The sequence below is a fragment of the Streptomyces sp. AC550_RSS872 genome (genome assembly GCF_019049285.1).
GTDB lineage: Bacteria > Actinomycetota > Actinomycetes > Streptomycetales > Streptomycetaceae > Streptomyces.
This window is the reverse complement of record NZ_JAGMUL010000080.1, coordinates 1-18,299: the sequence shown is the minus strand read 5'-3', so window position 1 is coordinate 18,299 and position 18,299 is coordinate 1. Positions and strand designations below refer to the sequence as shown.

Here is an 18,299-nt window from a genome sequence, read left to right as displayed (position 1 = left end):
ACCGGGAGGGTGTTGATGGCGGGACGTCCGGAGAGTCCGCTGGATCCGAGTGCCGGGCCGGTGGCGCGGTTGGCGGCCGAGTTACGCAAGCTGCGGGCGGAGGCCGGCGGTCCGACGTACCGGGTGATGGCGCAGCGCGCGGGTCAGGGGGCGAGCGCGCTTTCGCAGGCGGCGGCGGGGGAGCGGCTTCCGACGCGGCCGGTCGTGCTGGCCTACGCAAGTGCGTGTTTCTGATCCCCGGCGCCCCGGCTGCCCTCGGAGCCGGCAATCCGTAGGCAGCCGACGCCCCCAACCGATACGGTCTGTGAGTGGCTGTTGACTATGAGAGCGCCTGGCCGAAGACCTGACCAGCCGGACTGACAAAGCAGTTGAGGCTGTAGCACGCCTTGCGGTGGACACAGGCATCACGTTCACGATCACCGACATTGTGGACGCAGTGGAACGTGAACTGCCTGCCGGGTACCCAGCGCCGACAGCAGGCGGCCTAACGCGGCGTGGCGTCATCGCGCAGATGGCGGGGGAGATCCTCATACTCCAGCCGTAGATCGTGATCTTGCTGGTGTGGGACGCCGCGGAGATGGCCGGCGTTGATCATCTGGACGAGATCGCCCACACCATCGGCGGCGTCCGTCCCTTGCCCGCTTACTCCGGTCCACCGAGGCGGAGGGCATCCTTCATCTCGCTGAGCTTCGCGGCTGCCGTCGCGGTCCACTCCTGCGGCTGTCCAGCAACACGGAGGGCGTCCTCAATCTCCCTGAGTTTCACGGAGGACAGCACGCCTGCCCGCTCGACCAGGTCGTCCCGGGACACGATGGTCAGCCACGTGCAAGGGGTGAAGCCTGGACGCGGGAACGCGAACCGCAGCACGCCTTCAAAGGGCAGTCCTTCCGTGGCGCCCATGGCCACTTCGATGCCCAGACCGCTGATGTCTACGCCCGCCGGAGCGACGACCTGCATCGCCCGGATCCCGGACGCCTCGTCTCCCGGCAGCAGCACGACCGGCCGTCGCTCATCAAACTCGACCCACCAGACTTCGCCGTGTTGCATATGTCCTCCTGGCACGATCTGCGGTGAGGGCGCTGTGAAAACGGGTGCGGCCACCGTTGATCATCGGTGTGTGAAGACTGAAGATCATGCGGCGGCCGCAGGTCACAGCGTAGACCGTGCCCGGTGGCAGGAGTCATTCGAGGGCCTGATGCAGCGGATCGCGGGCCGCTTCGCGCGGGTTGAACCCCGGCGCCGGGTGCCGGACTTGGTCCTTGGACTGCTCTCGGACCTGCCGCGCAAGAACTGCTGGACCATAACCGAGCACATCGGGGACACCACCCCGGACGGGCTGCAACACCTGCTCGGGCGGGCAAAGTGGGACGCCGACCTGGTCTGCGACGACCTGCGCGGCTACGTGCTGGAGCATCTGGCGGACGAGCAGGCCGTGCTCGTGGTGGACGAGACCGGCGACCTGAAGAAGGGCACGCACACGGTCGGCGTCCAACGCCAGTACACCGGCACCGCCGGCAGGATCGAGAACGCCCAGGTCGCCGTCTACCTCACCTACACCTCCCGGCACGGGCACGCAGGTATCGACCGTGCCCTGTACCTGCCCAAGTCCTGGACCGGCGACGTCGAACGCCGCGAGCAGGCCGCCGTCCCGGACGAGGTGGGCTTCACCACCAAGCCGTAGCTTCACGAGGACAGGGCCGAGTAGATCCAACCCTTCTTGCCCTTGTGGGCCCCGGACTTCACCCCGCCAACGTCCAGTGCAGTGCGCCTGGCATGATCGTCCCCACGGGGAATGCTGGAAAGCTTCCAACGGGGAAACACGTGCGCGCAGCGAGTCGCCGCCAGGCGGGCCCAAGGGTCTGCCCGGCGTTCGTTAGTCGCACGTACAGAGAGAACGGGTGAATCGTGGGAATAGCAGCTCGAATGGTGGTTGCGGGCGTTGCTGCGACAGCGCTCATGGGGGCGTCCGTGACGGTTGCTGAAGCCCAGGCATCCCGCGCCGCGGGCGACGGCGTGTGGCGCTGTGAGGGCGAGAAGGTGCTGCGGTGCATCATGCGCGTCAGTGCGAACAAGGTGCAGCTGAACTTCACCAACAAGACGTACGGGACGATCAACTCGGAGTTCCTCCTGAACTGCGCGGGCCCGGCAGGCCAAACGGCCTACGTCTTGAAGAAGGGCCTCAAGCCGCGTGGCGGGTACCTCTCCAAGGTGATCACTTGCCCCAAGCGGCTTCAGGACTCGGCCATAGGGATCCAGAGGACGCCGTCCGGCTCCGACGCCTGGTACACCCCCAGGATCGCCATCTGATCCGCTCTGGTCAGTGAGGGTGTGGATCGGCCGCCTCCTTCGAGGTGGAAGTGATCCGGCGCCGCCGGCCGCGACCGGCCCCGTCCCGGCCCTGTACTCGTGAAGGTACGGCCAGGGGACACGTCCCCTGGCCGTACCTTCACGAGTACAGGGCCGGGGCTCAACCCTCAACCGCGGCCCAGAACAGCGCACCCGCAAAAGGCCCATGCTCAACGACCTGCGCGACTCCGGCGCCCTCGAGGACAACGCCGATCTCGTCATCCTCATCCACCGCGAAGACGCCTGCGAGAAGGACTCACCCCGCGCTGGCGAGGCCGACCTGATCGTCGCCAAACACCGCCAGGGCCCACCGCGACCATCACCGTAGCCTTCCAAGGCCACTACTCGCGCTTCGTCGACATGGCACAGACGTAGCCGCTTCCCGTTGGTTCGTATTTCGCGTGTCCCTTTCTCATTGACGGTGGCCTCTGTCCGGCCCAAGGGACATGAAGGTGAGACGAACTCGTTGTCCTGTTGCCCCGCCTTCGGGCACATGGGCCGAGTCGATGAGCCGGGCGGCCCGCCATCCGTTCCATCGTGCCCATACCGGTCAGACGGGGCGGATCCCGCGCTCCTCGAAGACCTCGCGCAGGACACCGACGGCATTGAGCGCGCGGGGGAATCCCGTGTACGGGACGGCCTGGATGACCGTCTCGATCACCTGCCGGGGTGAGAGTCCCACTCTGAGCGCGGCGTTGAAGTGGACCTTTTGCTGGGGTGCCGTGTCACCGAAGGCGATCAGTCCGCCCAGGGTGACAAGCTGCCGTTGCCGCAGGTCGAGCCCCGGTCGCGTGTAGATGTCTCCGAAGGGGAATTCGACGATGTACCGGCCGAGATCCGGCGCCACGTCGTTCAGGGACTCGATCACCTCGATGCCGTGCTCGCCGTCGACCTCGCGCAGTTTGTCCTCGCCCCGTGCATAACGATCCCCGCCGGGCTCCACCTCGATCGGCTCGATGTGCACCCCTCGCTCCTCGAACACGGCGCGCGCGGCGGCCAGCGCGTTGAGCGTCCGCGGGAACCCCGCGAAGGGAACCAGGTGGATCAGCGCCTCCACCACCTGCGCCGCGTCCAGACCGGTATGCAGCGCCGCGCCGATGTGGAACCGTAACTGAGGGGCGGTGTCCCCGGCGGCGGTCAGTGCGCCGATGGTCACCAACTGCCGCTGCCTTACGTCGAGTCCGGGCCGTGCGTGCACATCCCCGTACGCGAACTCGACTACGAAGCGCCCCAGATCCGGGGCGATGTCCTCCAGCGCCTCCACCGTGGCGAGGGCATCCTCGCCGGCGATCTCCTTCATACGGGCGGCGCCCCGCGCGTACCGCTTGGACGGCCCACGATCCGCACTGTCGGCCACCGCTACGCCCGGCCTCGTCAGGGGTACTGCCATCGCGCCGACCCCTCCAACAGCTCCGTACCGCAGGAGGGCCCGCCTGCCCCTGCCCGCCTCGTCCCTCCGCCGTGCGTCACGCCTGTCGTCCGCTGTCCCCATCCCGTTCCTCCACCAGCCGCTCGTAGTGCGTGATCTTGTTGTCGATGGCGTCGAGGCTGCGCATGACGGCCTCATACCTCCTGCTGACCTGTGCCTGGTGTCTCCGTAACAGCTCCAGCCGCTCCCGCACGGTGGCGTTTCCGCCCCGGCGCAGCTCCGCGAACGCCAACATCCCCTGGATGGGCATCCCGGTCGTCCGTAGCCGTAGCAGAAAAGCCATCCAGGCCAGATCCGCTGCCTGATAACGGCGCCGTCCGTCCGGCCCGCGTGCCACGCCGTCGATCAGCCCGATGCGTTCGTAGTAGCGGAGAGTGGAAGGGGTGAGCCCGGTCAGCTCGGACGTCTCGGCAATGGTCAGAGTTCCGTCGATCTGTTCGATCCGCTCGGTCGCCACACGACGACCGTACGAGTTGAAGCGCGCTTCAACGCAAGGGAGCCGTCGCAGCCACGGGCGCGACGATCTCCGGGTGCCGCCCCCCCGGCTCAGGGGTAGGAACGCACGCACACACGTCGATGCTCGCGAAACCCTCCGTCTCGCTGGCCTTCACCTCACCGGCGCCGACTTGGGAGGGGCTGATCTTACCGACGTGCGCCTAGAGGGCGCTGAACTCACCGATGCCAACCTGTCCAACGCGGATCTGACCCACGCCCACCTGACTCCGCCGGGCTCTGGGCGCCTCGCTCAGAGAGAGGTGAACCTCACCCAACCTCAGGGGCGTCAGCTTGGCTGACATGGACCTCGATGGCGTATCCCTGGACAGAGCAGAGCTCATAGACGCCCATCTGGACGGAGCGGACCTCACTGACGCCCGACTGGTCGGGGCGAACCTCACCCGCGCCAGTACAAAGTCACGGGAAAGCCCCGGTGGCCGGCCAGCGAACTTCACCGACGCCCACCTGGACGGGGCGGACCTCACCGACGCCCGTCTGAACAGGGCGAACTTCACCGACGCCGACCTGGTCAGGGCAGTCCTCACCCGCGCCCGCCCAGCCGGCGCCACCTTCACCAACGCCATACTGATCGACGCCAACCTCACCGGCGCCGGCCTGACCGATGCGAACTTCACCGACGCCATACTGGTCGGCGCGATCCGTCAGGCACGGGCCACCGAGGGCCCCGTGCCTCACATGCCTGCCACTTCCTCGGCCACCCGAGATGGCTTCTCGGCGAGGGTGCGCAGCTCGGCGGGGTGCAGCTCCCTCTCCTCCGGCGTCACAAGAGGCATCGAGGGGCTGCTCTGTTCGGACCATGGCTGCGGGGCGCTGCCGCCCTGCCACCGCTCCGGGGTGCTGTTCCCCCTCGATCGAGGGCTGCGGCGTGCCGTTCCCCTGCCACGATCGCCACAACGGATGCGTCATGGACCACCTCCCCCGCATTGATCGGAGTGTCTCCATCATGCGCCGAACCGGCATCACCGACATCGGGGTGTGACCCGGAAGAATCCCGGAGTCGTCCCGGAGACGCCGTGTGGCGGCCGCTCCGGATGGTCGGCCGAGGGAGCAACTCCGCGTGCGGGCTCCATCGAAGGCGAACAGACTGATGGTCATGTCCGCGCCGCAGGTGCCGCCAACCGAGTCCGAGCCCCCTCCCGCGCGCTCACCCCTGTCGACGTTCGTGGAGAAGGCGGCTTACGTCGCGGCGCCGGGGACCGTCGCCTTTGCCCTGCTCTACTACTTTGGCAGCCTCTACGTCCGGGAGTACTACTCCGCCCTCGGCGTGGTGCCCGAGGATCTCGGGATGTCCGTCCAGAACGTCGTGGCCAGCAGCACGAAAGCGATCTTCCTGCCCCTCTGTCTCCTGCTGGCCGGCGGGCTGATCGTGTTCCTGGTGTTCGGCTGGCTGGGACGGGCTCTGGCCGGACCGGAGCATGAGGTTCACCGCCGGACGGCGATCGTCCTGCTGCTTGCCGTCGGCGTGGCCATGATGCTCATGGGCCTCGCGACCCTGTTCTCAGGCTTGGTGGCCATTCTCCCTCCGGGCGTGCCGCGCACGTTCATGCCGGCCCTGATGGTGGCCGTGGGGTCCACGCTGGCCGTCTGGGCCGTCCATCTGCGGCTGAGCCAGAGCCCGGAGACCCGAGTCCGGCAGGTCCCCGCCGGCGACCGTGTGTGGCTGGCGGTCGGCACGCTGCTCATTGGGATGCTGACGGTGAGCCTGTTCTTCGACATGGCGCAGTACTCGGCGGTCGTCGGCCGCAGCGATGCGCGGCTGGACGCGAGGAGAGGGTACAAGGACACCCCGTTCGTGGTGATCCATTCACGTGTGATCGTCCCCCACAACGCGAAGGGCATCAGGTTCAAGGACCACGGCAGTGCGGGTGGGCCATACCGGTATGAGTACCGGGGCTTCCGCCTCCTCATGAAGTCACCGACCCGCTTCTACCTGGTCTCCTATGTCTCGCGCTGGAAAGACCGCCATGTGGTGGTGCTGTCCGACGACCGTACCGCCTGGCTGGAGATCCGCAGCCCTGACAAGAACGTCGGCGCTACGTCCCCGGCACCGGAGTCTCCTCTTCGAACGGTGTCGGGGGCTCCTCGGTCGGGGGCTCATCGGTCGGAGGCTCATCGGTCGTGGGCTCGTCGGTCGTGGGCTCGTCGGTCGGGGGCTCCAGAGTGGTCGAGTCCGTGTCCGAGGTCGGGGCCTCGGTCGCTTCACCGTAGACAGCGGCGGTGATGGTGGAGCCGTCGTCCAGCGTGAGCGTCAACTCACCGGAGTACGATCCCGGCCGCGTCGGCGTGTACCGGAAGATCAGCGTGCAGCCGTCCGGCGGGATCTCGCCCAGACACGGATCGACCGTCTCAACCTCTTCGCCATCGATCGTGATGCTGAAGTTCTGCAGACCCGAGGGCAGCCCCTGTGCGGATGGCTTGATGTCCACCTCGCCCTGGGTCGGCTCGCCCACCTGTGTGGGCGGAAGCTCGACGTCCGACGCGGAGGCCTCCTCGGCGTCGCTGCCCAGGAAGATCTCGCCGTCCGTCTCCTCGTCCGAGGTGACCTCGGTCTCCTCCGAGGTCGGCGTTCCGTTCTCCTCGGTCTCGGTGGGTCCGGGAGGCGTCGGCCCGCCGTCTCCGCCACCCCCGCAGGCCGCCGTCGCCGCCAGCACGACCAGCGCCACTGCTACGACGAGACGCCGGGCAATCACTGAAGTCATGGCGTCGGCGCCTCCGATTCCGCTCGGCCGGGTCCGGCACAACCTCGCACACCGGCCGCCGGGAATGCACGGTCAGCCGTCGCTGACATGGAGCGATCACTCGAACGGCAGCCCCGAACAACACCAATGGGCGGCCACTCCACAGGGTGATCGCCCTTTGATTCAAGTGTGTTCGCCGGTGACGGTGGCGAGTTGCACCCCGGCGAGGACGTCGAGAGCGGCGACTGTGTCATGGTGGGCAGCGTTGCCGGCCGCACTGCCGGCCCCGGCCGTATGGCGGAGCCAGGGTGCGGCCGTCTGGTGAGAAGGCCAGAGCGGTGACGTTGCTGTCGGCCTCGCGGCAGTGCCGATAGGTCTCCTCGGCACCCCACCGGCGGCCTCGCATGTTCGACCGAGCATGATCGCGAGGGGTGGGTGCGAGGTGTACGCATTTACTGCGGCAGGGCCGGATGGAGCCGACGGGGTGGCAATCGAACGGGCGGCCACGCCGGAGAACGGGCGCGTTGCGGGTGCCACGACCGTCACTGATGTGCAGAAGAGACTCCGCGACCGGACCTGACGGGGCCACCAGCGACAAGGTGTCCGCGATCCGGTCGTAGGAGTCGTCGAACCGCTCGTACTCATGGAAAGTCGGCCTCGTCGGTCACGATCTCGCCGAGCAGTTCCTTTCCTTCTGCCGCATCAGTCGCCAGACTTCGCCCTCGAAACCCATCCCGCCGGCTCTCCATCCGTGTCCTGGTGTCGCCGGGGAGCCTCTCACGCGGCAAGGACAACGAGGCAGGAGCGCCGGCGAGCTGTTGGCCAGCCGTATCGGCACCCCTGCGAGCGATGGAATCTGGGTGGTCAGGGCTTGTCGCTGGGCGCCCGGTTGCTGGTGATGATCACGGACCGGCCCTGCCGCTCGGAGATGAGTTCGTAGAGGTCGTCGGCCTGTGGGGCGGTCATCTGGCGCATGGCGAAGTCGTCGAGAATCAACAGGTCGGGGCGGACGATCCCGGGCATGCGCCGGTCCCAGGTGCGGTCCGCGTGGCCCCGGCGGGTTCGGCCAGGATGCGGCTGTCTTGGCGAAGCGGACGTTGGCGCCCTGGCGGATCGCCAGGTGTCCGAGGGCCTGCGCGACGTGTGTCTTTCCAACACCGACGGGCCCGAACGGAATTACGGACTCGCCGGCGTGGAGCCGGCGCAGGGCTGCCAGGTCGCGGATCTGGGCGGCGGGCAGCTTCGGGGATGCGTTGAAGTCGAGGCGCCCTCCAGGGTGACCTGCTGCTCGAACTTCGCCTTGCGCAGGCGGCGTTCGAAGACGACGGTCTCACGTCGGGTGATCTCGTCCTGGCAGAGGATCTGGAGGAAGTCGAGGTGGCCGAGCTCGCCGCCGTGGGCCTGGGCGAGGCGGGCGTCCAGGGTCTCCAGCATTCCCGACAGCCGCAGGGTCTTGAGCGATTCGCGCAGGGCTGTGTCCATCACGCTCATCGCGCGGCCTCCTCAGCGTCGCCGTCCTCCTGGTGATCGTGACGCTCGCCGGGTGTCTGGGTGGGGATGTCGGCGGCGAACAGACCCTCGGGTCCGTGGAGGAAGGCTGCCGCTCCGGCCTCCCCGGTATCGGGTTCGGGGTCGTCTCGGTGCCGGCCACCAGGATGTCCTTGATGGTGCGGCAGGACGGATCGCCGACCGAGATGGCCTTCACGCAGGCGGCCTCCAGACGCTGGTCGCCGTACTTCTTCCGCAGGCCCAGCACGCCTTGGGCGGCTCGGAGCCGGTGGAGCACGTTGATTTCCAGGATTTCCAGCAGCTGGTCGATCACCTCCCGGCAGGCGAAGCCGACCTCGGACGCCTGGCTGCGGCACCAGATCGGCGTCCGCATCGGGAAGGCGATCTTCTCAGGCGGGTAATCGACCCCGAAGACCGAGAGCAGCAGGCGGCCGTCAGCCGCCTGCTGCTGTACTACCTCAACGCACCCAGTGGCTCGGGTGGCCTCCGTGGTTGCGGGCTTCGCCCCGTACTGCCGCTCTTCGACGCGCTGTCGTTCGGCATGTTCCAGTTCTTTGGTCTTGGCTCTTTCGGCGAGCCGTCGTGTCATGAGCCTTGAGGTGAGCGTGCCGGGTGAGCGTGCCGACGATGCCCAGGAACGCGATCACCAGTGGAACCGTCGTACTGCTCACCTGGTACCAACCCTCTCTCACCCTGCTTCGAGCATGGCGGTGTCACGACGCCGTGCTCTGCACCGGCACGTCCGAGCTGGAAGGCATCGCTCGAGCGGCCGAGGGCGCTGTCGGACGCCGTGCAGCGCGCCGTCGCCGTTCAGAACCTCGGGTCAAGGAGTGAGCCCCACGTGTAGGTGCGCTCCTCGTCCAATTCCACCCAGTCGGTGAGCGAAATCGTGTCCCAGTCAGGGTTGTCGGGGTTCAGCGAGGTCTGCTGGACGTAGAAGCCGTCGTCCGGGTACAGGCAGTCCTCCCACGTGTACATGCCCGAGCCGAGGTACAGGTTCGAGCGCGACCCGAGCGCCAGCGTCTGCTCCCAGTCGTACTCGCCGGCTATCAGGGAGATACGTCGTGAGACGCAGGACGGATCCATGTCGCTCTCAGGCTTGTCCGTCAGGCGTTGAGTCTTGGTGTTGTAGGCCGTCGGGAACTCGTCGGCCGCCGAGGCGGTGGCCGACGCGCCTAGGACGGCCATGGCGATCAGGGCTGTGCCAGATACCAGGACGCGCGAAATTCGTGCCACGATCATTTCCCTTCGACAAGACAGAACAGTGCGCCGAGACCGTGACGTCACGCTGTCCTCCCGCGTGCCCAGCGCCCTCGGCCTCTTCACTGTCACGCAACCCAGCTGGGACCCGTCCCGACCCGTGGCTGCTGCCGCGCACAGCGCGGCGCCACAAGTGGCCCTGTCGGTGAGCCGCGTTGAGAACTGTGCAGCCACACATCTCACCCCGAACTGGTTCTCTTCGCTTCCTGGGGTGAGTTGCAGGACTATGCGGAGCACGATCCCGCAGACCGGGACCTCCAGCCGTTCGTGGAACTTGTGGACACACAGGGGTCCGAAGCCATCATCGCCGCAGTTCATGCACTGACCGACGAAACCAAGGCCCAGGTCACGGTCTCCACCACCCACAAGGCAAAAGGCCGCGAGTGGCCAAAGCCAGAATCGCAGAGGACTTTCCGCCGCCGGATAGCCCGATCCACGGCCCGGCCTCACGCGGCTGTCCGTTCAAGCCGGAGCCGAACGGGCCCCGCGACGAGTCGCAGGCGAGACCTTCGTCCCGATCCGTTCCAGGGCGTCAAGCGCCTCGAACAGGCCGAGACGGTCGTCCTCGCCGCGGCGCATCGTCGTGAGGACGGTGGCTGCCCTGCCGCCCTCGTCCACGGTCTGCTGAAGGGCCGGGGCCAGAACCGGGTGGGCACTGATCTCGACCAGCACGTCGTGTTCGGACAGGAGCTGCTCGGTGGCCTGCGCCAGGAGGACGGGCTGCCGTAGGTTCCGTGAGAAGTAGGCGGCCGAGATCTGCCGCCAGTCCAGGACGCTTCCCGTGACCGAGGAGACCATGTCGATCCGGCCCTGCCGGGGGGTGACCCTTCCGATCGCTTGTTCCATGTCGGCCATGATCGGGTCGATCGCCGCGCTGTGCGCGGGAAGGTCGACGCGGACCATGGCCGACAGGACATTCAGCGCCTGGAGTTCGGCGACGAGCGTCTTGAGCGTAGACCTGTCGCCGGCCAGTACCGTCGTCCGCGGTCCGTTCATGCCCGCGATGGACACCTTCCCGCCGTAGCGGTCGAGGTGCCGTGCGAGGTCGGAGACGCTGAGTTCGACCACGGCCATACCGCTGTCGGCGCCCGCCACCCGGCGCTGCTGGTCGCTGTAGTGGTGGACGACGCGAACGGCGTCGGGCAGCTCCAGAATGCCAGCGATGGCGCAGGCGGCGATCTCCCCGACGCTGTGACCCGCGACGGCGTGGGGCCGCACGCCCGCCGCCTCCAGCCACCGTGCGATGCCCACCTGGATCGCGAAGACAATGGGCTGCATGACCCCGACGTCTCCGGTCCTGGCCTCCGGCTCGTCGAGGAACAGCTCGTGGATCAGCGACCATCCGGCGTGGCGGGCGAGGAGCACGTCGCACGCCTCAAGCGCGGCGCGGAAGTCCGGTTCGGTGCGGAACAGGGTGCGCCCCATGCCGACCCACTGCTGTCCGTAGGGCGAGCAGACGAAGGCCACACGGGGTTCCTGCCGCGCGTGACCGGGCGCGGACGTCGGCGTGACGGCCGGCCCCGCCCCGGCCTCCGCGGCCCCGGAGGCCGGGGCGGGGCCGCCCAGTTCGCTCAGGCGCAGGTCCGGTGTCGCGGCGGCGTCGAGGACCGCCAGGAAGTCCCGCATCAGTTGCTGCGCGTGCTCCGGCGTGTACAGGTCCAGGGCGAAGGTGAGGCTCACATCGATCCCCGTCGGCTGCCCGTCCTTCGTGGCCTGCTCGAAGAGTTCGAAACGGAGGTCGAACCGTGTGATGCCCTCCTCGACCGGTTCGGGCCGCACATCGAGTCCGGGCAGGCGGAGTTCGGAGGAGTCGTTGCTCTGGAAGGCGAGCATGACCTGGATGAGCGGGTGCCAGGCCGCGGAACGGGCCGGATTGAGTAACTGGACGATGTGATCGAACGGAATGTCCTGATGTGCGAAGGCCGCCAGATCGGTGCCGCGCACGCGCCGGAGCATCTCCCGGAACGTGGGATCGCCGTCCGTGCGAGTCCGCAGGACAAGGGTGTTGACGAAGAAGCCCACCAGGTCGTCCAGTTGGGAATCGGCTCGTCCGGCCGTGGGGGTGCCGATGGCGATGTCGGTGCCCGCGCCACGGAGGGTGAGCACGGCCGCGAGTGCGGCCTGGACGGCCATGAAGACGCTGGTTCCGGTCTCCCGGGCCAGCTTCTGGAGGGCGCGATGGGTCTGTGCCGGGATCCGTTCGGCGGTCCGGCCTCCCCGATGGGTGGGGGTGGCCGGTCGCTGCGCTGCCACATCGATGCGCAGCCGGTCTGGCATGCCGGCCAGCTCACGCCGCCAGAATCGGCCTTGCCGGGCCAGCAGGCTGTTCGGATCCTCCGGATCGCCCAGGAGGTCGTCCTGCCAGAGCGTGTAGTCGACGTACTGAACGGGCAGATCGGGCCAGTCCGGCCGCCGGCCCCGGCACCGGGCGGCGTAGGCGAGCCCGAGGTCCCGGGTGAGGGGCACCAAGGACCATCCGTCACAGGCGATGTGATGCACAGTCAGCAACAGGACATGGTCGTCCTCGGCCAGGCGGAAGAGCCGGGAGCGCAACGCGGTCTCGCAGGTGAGGTCGAAGGCATGGCCCGCCTCGGAGGTGAGCGCTCCGGGCAGCTCGGCCGCGGTGACCACCTGGGCCGGCAGCTCCACCGGCGCCTCGTCGGGTTCGAGCACGACCTGCTGCGGGCGGCCGTCCCAGTCCGGGTAGGCGGTGCGCAGAGTCTCGTGCCGGTGGACCAGGTCGCCGAGCGCGCGCCGCAGCGCCGGCACGTTCAGCTCGCCCCGGAGGCGGTGGGCCATGGGCATGTTGTAGTTCGCGGCGGCGCCATGCAGGCGGTTGAGGAACCACAGCCGGCGCTGGGTCTGGGAGAGGGGTATCTCCGGTGGCCGCCGCATCCGCCGCAGGGCAGGCCTGCCGTCTCCCTCTCCCTGTGCGAGGTGGCCGGCCAGGGAGGCGACCGTCGGCGACTCGAATATGGTGCGCAACGACACCTCGACACCCAGCGCGGTGCGCACCCGGGCCGACAGCCTGGTCGCCAGCAGCGAGTGACCGCCCAGTTGGAAGAAGGAGTCGTCGATCGTGACGAGGTCGACGCCGAGCACCTGGGCGAAGATGGCGCACAGCAGCTCCTCCTCCGGTGTGCGCGGGGTACGGCCCGAGGAGATCCCCGGTACGGCGGAACCGGCCTCGGCGGGGGCGTCGTCCGGGACCTGACGGGTGGGTGCAGCGTCGTTCACGAGGCCTGCCCTACAGTCCGGTTCCGGCGCGGACAGGGGTCGGCCAGGCTTCGGGAGCCACGCCGTACTGACACAGGAAGGCGTAGACGAGCCGCTCCAGCCCGAATCCGACACATCCGCTCCTGATCACGCCGCCGGAACCGTGTGCGATCCCGAAGGCCTCGCCGAACAGGTCGTCATGGAAGTTGAAGGATCCGACGGCGATGGTGCGGTCGGCGGCGACAGGCAAGTGCAGCTCGTATTTCAGCTCCAGCAGGCGTTGTGACCAGATGCGCCCGGAGGTGTCCGTACCGCAGAAGAACGGGTCGTTGCCCACGGCGCAGAAGCCGCTCAGGCCGAGAGACTCGACGTAGGCGAACATGTTGCGCATGAAGCGTTCGCGGGCGCCGAGGACCTCCTCCCGCGTCCCCATGAACACGATCTCCCGGATGGTGAAGTCCCACAGCCGTTCCATGGTGGCGGAGTAGGCGGCCTCGAAACGGAAGGACTTGCCCCGGGCCGTGACGACATGCAGCCTGTCCGAGGTGAGGGTGCGCCCCTTGTACTGGTGGAAGGTGTGGTAACACATCGTGGGCGGCAGGCAGTAGTCCACGTTGTCGCAGTGTTCCAGCACGCCGGCGTCGATGCCCGAGTCGGCGTACGTCGCCTGAAAGGCACGGTAGACGTCGATGTCGTTGCGCAGTCGGCTGACGAACATCAGATGCTGCGGAAAGGCCTTGAAATAGCCGGAGGTCTGGAGCGCCGTGGTGCTGATGAGCGTGGGGTACCGCTGTTCCAGGGCGGTGAAGTCCTGCGCGAGGATCTCGCGCACGGCGGTGTCGAAGTAGGCCAGTAGGGACAGCAAGGGATCGCCCATGGCGACCTGGCCCTCACCCGTCTCACTCACCGCGCCCGCCGCCACGAGTTGCTCGAACACGTCCTCCTGCGCAGAACGCTGATGGGGTGACGTCCAGATCGCCTTGGGCGGTGTCACCCACTGCTTGCGTACGTCGTTGTCCACCACGAAGTTGACCTTCTCGGTCAGCACATCGCGGGCGGGGGAGCCGTTGGTGACGAGGGCCACCCCACGTATCTCCCCCTCAGCGCGGACGAGTTCGAAGCCGGTGATGTCCGGTGACACGAAGAAGAGGCGGCGTTCGACCTCCGGCGCCAGCGCTTCGGGCAGCGGGGTGTGCAGGTCGATGTGGGTGTGCGTCACGTGTGTACTCCTCGCCTGGGGCAGGGAAACGAGGCCGGCGGACGTGACGGGCGGTGGAGAGCCACGCCCGCCGGACGGGATTCACCGGACGGGATTCAGACGACGGTCTTCGCGGTGACGAGGCGGACGAGGCCGTCCACCGTGCGGAAGTTGTCGAAGTCCATGTCCTCGGGCCGCAGAGCCAGTCCGAGGTCCCTCTCCAGGAACTGCGCGAGCTGCATGGCGAAGAGGGAGTTGACGTACCCCAGGGCAAAGAAGTCGTCGCTGTCGGCGAGACGCTGGCCTGCCAGCTGGGGGGCGAGGAACTCCCGGATGCGCTGTCGGGCGTCGTCCTGTGTCATGTTCGGCTCTCCTGTGCGATGGGTGATGTCAGTAGACGTAGAAACCGCGTCCTGTCTTGCGCCCCAGCAGGCCGGCGTCGACCATCCGCAGCAGGAGCGGGGCCGGCCGGTACTTGGTGTCCCGGAAGCTCTCGTACAGGACGGTGATCGAGTTCAGGATCGTGTCGAGGCCGATGAGGTCAGCGGTTTCCAGCGGACCCATCTTGTGGCCGAAGCAGCCCTTGAACATCCTGTCGACGTCCGCGGCCGAAGCGACCTGGTCCTGCACGCAGAAGATCGCCTCGTTGATGGTCGGCATCAGCACCCTGTTGGTCACGAAGCCCGGGGCGTCGCCGACCACGATGCCCTCCTTGCCGAGTTCCCGCAGCAGCCCCAGGGCGGTGCTCAGGGTGTCGTTCGAGGTGAAATGACCCCTGACGACCTCGACCGTGTCCATCAGGGGCACCGGATTCATGAAATGCAGCCCGATGACCTCGGACGGACGTCGGGTCACCGATCCCACTCGGGTGATCGGAACCGCTGACGTGTTCACCCCGAATATCACTCCAGGACGGCACAGGGCGTCGATCTCCTCGTACACCTCGCGCTTCACGGACCAGTTCTCGGTGACGTTCTCCACCACGAAGTCGACGTCGGCCAGGGCCGCCAGACCGGTGTCGCAGCGGATGCGTTCCCGGACGGTGTCGGCGCCGTCCTTGAGCGTGCTCACGCCCAGCATCTCGTTGACGAGCAGATCGCGCCGGATCTGTGCCACCGCGCTGTCGAGCTGACTGTGTGACACGTCGACGAGGACCACCTCGATGCCCGCCTCGGCGAAGGACTGGGCGACCCCCCGGCCGATGGTCCCGGCCCCGACCACTCCTACTGTGCGCACGCTCACGCCGTACCGCCTTTCTCAAGAGAGGGAGCCGTCCATGGCTCCGGCACCTTCGCGGTCAAGGTGCTTGGCCAGCTTCGCGACCGTTTCGTACGTGTAGAGATCCGCCATCGACACCCGGACCTGCATCAGCTTCTGGATCCGCTGCGCCAGCCGCAGCGCCGCCAGTGAATCGACCCCGAGCGCGAAGGAACTGTCGTGGACGTTCAGTTCGGCCAGACCCAGCTCCGTGGCCCAGATGTGGGCGAGCGTTCGCTCGGTCCCGGTGTACGTGTCCTCTTTCTTGCCCAGGAGCCTGAGCCGAGCGGCATCGTCTCCGCTGCGCGCGGTGTCCGCCGGAGGTACCGGGGAGTCCTGGGCGAATGCTGCGGCCCGGCGGATCGGCTCGGACAGCACGACATGGCCGCGGTCCACCAACGCGGCGAGGGGGCTGTCGGCCCGGGCGAGCCGCGGAGAGTTGATCTCGCCCACGATGACCGACCGGCCCGACGAGGCGAGGATCTCCTCGAAGCTGCTCAGCGCCTCCTCGACGGGGAGAGAGCGGAAGAAGCCCTGGTCCCGCGGTACTCCGTGGTCGAAGGCCATACCGACATCGAGCCAGTCGCTCCAGCCGATCGTCACCGTCCTGCGGCCACGCGCTGAGCGCTCGTCGGCGAAGTGGTCGAGGTAGCTGTTCGCCGCGGTGTAATCGCCTTGGCCCGCGGCTCCGAAGACCGAGACCGTCGAACCGAAATTCACCATGAGCTTCGGCGGGGCGTCGCGTGTGACGAGATCCAGCACCGCGGCGCCGAGTACCTTGGGTGCCAGGGTGCGCCGGAAGGTCTCGGGATCCTTGCGGAAGAGGAAACCGTCCCCCGCCACGCCGGCCGCGTGCACCACGTAGTCGACCGCTCCCAGCTCGCTGCGGATGAGCGGGACGATCTCCGTCATCCGCGCCAGATCCACGACATCGGCGCTGTAGGTGCGCACCTTCGCCCCGCTGTCGGCCAACTCGCGCAGGATCCCGATCCGCCGCCGCAGCGCGGGGTCGGAGACCTCGTCCCACCGCTCCTGGGGCGGCATTTCCGTACGGCCGACCAGAGCCAGGCGTACCCCTGGGACGGTACGGCTCAGGTGACGGGCGACCGCCAGGCCGAGGCCACCGAGTCCGCCCGTGATGAGGAAGACATCGCCTGCTCGGACCTGCGGGATGTCAGGATCCTTCTTCAGCTGGACGGGAACCAGCTGGGCGACATGGCGTACCCCGTCGCGCAGGGCCACGGCCGCGAGGGTGCGCACGCCGAGCAGTTCGGCGCACACGGCGTCGGCGCCGGTGTCCCCGCAGACGTCGACGCAGAGCACGCCCAGCCCGTCGTTCTCCAGCGCCGCCACCTTGGCGAGGCCGAACAACGTGGCGTGCACGGCCTCCGTCGCGCTTTCACGGCCCGTCACCCGGGCGACGGACGGGGCGACGACACTGAGCCGGTCCGGCATGGCGCCGCGTCCGGAGAGGCACTGGAGCAGGTGGAACAGGCTGTGGACGCCCCGTGACAGATGTGCGTCGAAGACCGCCGGCTCGTCGTGGAGACGTGGGTTCACCGGCCCGGCGACGTACACCACCTCGTCGAACACCGGACCGCCGAGCGCGTCGAGCAGCCGGACGAACCCGTCAGGCTCGGGCGGCACACGGTAGCGGCCGGCGTCCACCGCCGACCAGGAATCGGCGAGCGTCGCCTCGGCGACATCGACGCCGTGCGCGCGCAGGGCCTCGCCGAGCTGCCCGGCCATTCCGTGGTCCTCCCCGACCAGCAGCACGCGGTGAACGGCCGCCGGTGTCCCCGTGGGCGCGGGCGCCTGGATCCAGCGAAGGGCGTGGTGGCGGGCGTGCGGACGCAGCTGGGCCACGGTGCGCCGTGCGTCGGTGACGCGCTTGACGGTGAATCCGGTGATCTCGACGGCCACCGCCCCGGATTCGTCGCAGATCAGCACGTTGGTCTTGCGGACCTCGCCGTCGCCGCCGTGGTCCGCGTGCGGTCGGACATGGCTGATCCCACGCCGTGGCAGCGCGGTGTGGATGCGCAGCGAGTCGTAGCCGACGGGCAGGAAGAACCCGCGGTCCTCGCGTGCCCGGAGCGAGTCGTCGGCGCTTCGCAGGACCGCGAAACCGTGGAATCCGGTGGCCAGGTCGAGCAGCGCTGGGTGCAGGACGTGGTCGCGGCACTCGGACGCGTACTCCTCGGGGAGGTCCAGCTCTCCGAGCGCGCGGCGCACGCCCACCCGGACCGTCCGCAGACTCCCCTGCCAGCGGTGGCCGAACTCCATGGTCCTGTGCTCGGCCTGGTGCGCCGCGGTGTCAACGGTGTCCAGCGCACACTCCGCCCGCAGTGCCGCCACGTCCCGCTGCCGCGGCTTCTCCGGATGCGGCCGGACGCTCACCGTCCCCTGGACGTGCAGGGTCCAGGTGTCGTCCCGGGGATCGTGGCTCGCCACGGTGAACGTGGCAAGTCCGTCACTGGCTTCACGCACGGTGGTGTGCACCGTGCGGGACGTTCCCTCCTGCACCAGCAGCGGGACGAGGAAGGTGACGTCACGAATCTCCGTGGCCGGGCGCCCGAGCAGGGTCTCCGCGGCGGCACGGCCCATGTCGAGATACGTCGTGCCGGGCACGATCGCCTCACCGAGCAGTTTGTGCTCCGACAGGACCCAGTGCCGGTCCACCGCGAACTCGGTGAGGAAGACGCACTGGTCCATCGACCGCACCAGGAGGCTGTCGAGCAGGGGATGCGGCCCGGGAGTGGCACGCGGCGCGGCTGTCTGCGGGGTGGCTGTGTCGATCCAGTGGTGTTTGGGGTTGAGGGGGTGGGTGGGGAGGGGGATGTGGTGGTGTGTGTGTGGGGGGTGGTAGGTGGTCCAGTTGGGTGTGGTGCCG

16 protein-coding genes and 6 pseudogenes are annotated in these 18,299 nt (G+C 68.2%); 9 read left to right on the top strand and 13 right to left on the bottom strand.

The genetic code is table 11. The features are described from left to right. Positions 1–15: 15 nt before the first annotated feature. Positions 16–234: a helix-turn-helix domain-containing protein gene (locus tag KUM44_RS27640; protein WP_374202078.1), complete on the top strand. Its 219-nt coding sequence runs from the start codon at positions 16–18 to the stop codon at positions 232–234. Positions 235–642: 408 nt separating this feature from the next. Here KUM44_RS27640 and KUM44_RS27635 read toward each other — a convergent pair whose 3' ends face one another. Beyond that, positions 643–1,047: a type II toxin-antitoxin system PemK/MazF family toxin gene (locus KUM44_RS27635; protein WP_217212141.1), complete on the bottom strand. Its 405-nt coding sequence runs from the start codon at positions 1,045–1,047 to the stop codon at positions 643–645. A gap of 148 nt (positions 1,048–1,195) precedes the next feature. Here KUM44_RS27635 and KUM44_RS27630 point away from each other — a divergent pair. The 3 genes and pseudogenes from KUM44_RS27630 to KUM44_RS27620 form a co-directional block, all read left to right on the top strand. Continuing rightward, a pseudogene (locus KUM44_RS27630) lies at positions 1,196–1,678 on the top strand (IS701 family transposase); the annotation flags it as partial. A 290-nt stretch (positions 1,679–1,968) separates the two neighbouring features. Then, positions 1,969–2,307: a hypothetical protein gene (locus tag KUM44_RS27625; RefSeq protein WP_217212139.1), complete on the top strand. Its 339-nt coding sequence runs from the start codon at positions 1,969–1,971 to the stop codon at positions 2,305–2,307. 160 nt (positions 2,308–2,467) lie between these two features. Beyond that, positions 2,468–2,721, top strand: a pseudogene (locus KUM44_RS27620) (DnaB-like helicase C-terminal domain-containing protein); the annotation flags it as partial. Between the two features lie 175 nt (positions 2,722–2,896). Here KUM44_RS27620 and KUM44_RS27615 read toward each other — a convergent pair. Continuing rightward, complete coding sequence (locus tag KUM44_RS27615; protein WP_254390199.1) at positions 2,897–3,736, bottom strand: carboxymuconolactone decarboxylase family protein; 840 nt, start codon at positions 3,734–3,736, stop codon at positions 2,897–2,899. A gap of 76 nt (positions 3,737–3,812) precedes the next feature. After that, positions 3,813–4,232 carry a MerR family transcriptional regulator gene (locus KUM44_RS27610; RefSeq protein ID WP_308402736.1) on the bottom strand — a complete coding sequence of 140 codons (420 nt, stop codon included), beginning with the start codon at positions 4,230–4,232 and terminating at the stop codon, positions 3,813–3,815. Between KUM44_RS27610 and KUM44_RS47660 the strand changes: the two genes are divergently transcribed. From KUM44_RS47660 to KUM44_RS27595, 4 genes and pseudogenes are all read left to right on the top strand, one after another. After that, positions 4,189–4,569, top strand: a complete 381-nt coding sequence (locus KUM44_RS47660) for a pentapeptide repeat-containing protein (protein WP_217212137.1) — start codon at positions 4,189–4,191, stop codon at positions 4,567–4,569. The two genes, KUM44_RS27610 and KUM44_RS47660, sit on opposite strands and share 44 nt — an antisense overlap. Continuing rightward, positions 4,556–4,804, top strand: a pseudogene (locus tag KUM44_RS47655) (pentapeptide repeat-containing protein); the annotation flags it as partial. The gene KUM44_RS47660 and the pseudogene KUM44_RS47655, both read left to right, overlap by 14 nt. Further along, complete coding sequence (locus KUM44_RS27600; protein WP_374202079.1) at positions 4,796–5,218, top strand: pentapeptide repeat-containing protein; 423 nt, start codon at positions 4,796–4,798, stop codon at positions 5,216–5,218. The pseudogene KUM44_RS47655 and the gene KUM44_RS27600, both read left to right, overlap by 9 nt. A gap of 166 nt (positions 5,219–5,384) precedes the next feature. Next, positions 5,385–6,512 (top strand): hypothetical protein, encoded by a 1,128-nt coding sequence (locus KUM44_RS27595; protein ID WP_217212133.1) that lies wholly within the window; start codon positions 5,385–5,387, stop codon positions 6,510–6,512. Between the two features lie 1,321 nt (positions 6,513–7,833). Here KUM44_RS27595 and KUM44_RS46905 read toward each other — a convergent pair. The 5 genes and pseudogenes from KUM44_RS46905 to KUM44_RS27580 all read right to left on the bottom strand — a co-directional run bounded on the left by KUM44_RS46905 (position 7,834) and on the right by KUM44_RS27580 (position 9,714). Further along, positions 7,834–8,127 (bottom strand): ATP-binding protein, encoded by a 294-nt coding sequence (locus KUM44_RS46905; RefSeq protein ID WP_308402735.1) that lies wholly within the window; start codon positions 8,125–8,127, stop codon positions 7,834–7,836. Then, positions 8,105–8,176, bottom strand: a pseudogene (locus KUM44_RS46900) (hypothetical protein); the annotation flags it as partial. The pseudogene KUM44_RS46900 and the gene KUM44_RS46905, both read right to left, overlap by 23 nt. Further along, positions 8,146–8,460 (bottom strand): ATP-binding protein, encoded by a 315-nt coding sequence (locus KUM44_RS46895; protein ID WP_302186056.1) that lies wholly within the window; start codon positions 8,458–8,460, stop codon positions 8,146–8,148. The gene KUM44_RS46895 and the pseudogene KUM44_RS46900, both read right to left, overlap by 31 nt. Further along, a pseudogene (locus KUM44_RS47275) lies at positions 8,457–8,878 on the bottom strand (IS21 family transposase); the annotation flags it as partial. The gene KUM44_RS46895 and the pseudogene KUM44_RS47275, both read right to left, overlap by 4 nt. 410 nt (positions 8,879–9,288) lie before the next feature. Beyond that, positions 9,289–9,714: a hypothetical protein gene (locus KUM44_RS27580; protein WP_217212129.1), complete on the bottom strand. Its 426-nt coding sequence runs from the start codon at positions 9,712–9,714 to the stop codon at positions 9,289–9,291. A 198-nt stretch (positions 9,715–9,912) separates the two neighbouring features. Between KUM44_RS27580 and KUM44_RS45735 the strand changes: the two are divergent. Then, positions 9,913–10,160 (top strand): annotated as a pseudogene (locus KUM44_RS45735) (DNA helicase); the annotation flags it as partial. A 40-nt stretch (positions 10,161–10,200) separates the two neighbouring features. Here KUM44_RS45735 and KUM44_RS27575 read toward each other — a convergent pair. The 5 genes from KUM44_RS27575 to KUM44_RS27555 all read right to left on the bottom strand — a co-directional run. Continuing rightward, positions 10,201–12,975, bottom strand: coding sequence for a condensation domain-containing protein (locus KUM44_RS27575; RefSeq protein WP_217212126.1), 2,775 nt, complete (start codon positions 12,973–12,975; stop codon positions 10,201–10,203). Positions 12,976–12,985: 10 nt separating this feature from the next. After that, positions 12,986–14,173, bottom strand: coding sequence for a hypothetical protein (locus KUM44_RS27570; protein ID WP_217212123.1), 1,188 nt, complete (start codon positions 14,171–14,173; stop codon positions 12,986–12,988). A 95-nt stretch (positions 14,174–14,268) separates the two neighbouring features. Continuing rightward, complete coding sequence (locus tag KUM44_RS27565) at positions 14,269–14,514, bottom strand: acyl carrier protein (protein ID WP_217212122.1); 246 nt, start codon at positions 14,512–14,514, stop codon at positions 14,269–14,271. Between the two features lie 28 nt (positions 14,515–14,542). Further along, positions 14,543–15,388 (bottom strand): 3-hydroxyacyl-CoA dehydrogenase family protein, encoded by an 846-nt coding sequence (locus tag KUM44_RS27560; protein ID WP_217212120.1) that lies wholly within the window; start codon positions 15,386–15,388, stop codon positions 14,543–14,545. A gap of 21 nt (positions 15,389–15,409) precedes the next feature. After that, a partial coding sequence (locus KUM44_RS27555; protein ID WP_217212118.1) for an SDR family NAD(P)-dependent oxidoreductase occupies positions 15,410–18,299 on the bottom strand: 2,890 nt, incomplete at its 5' end.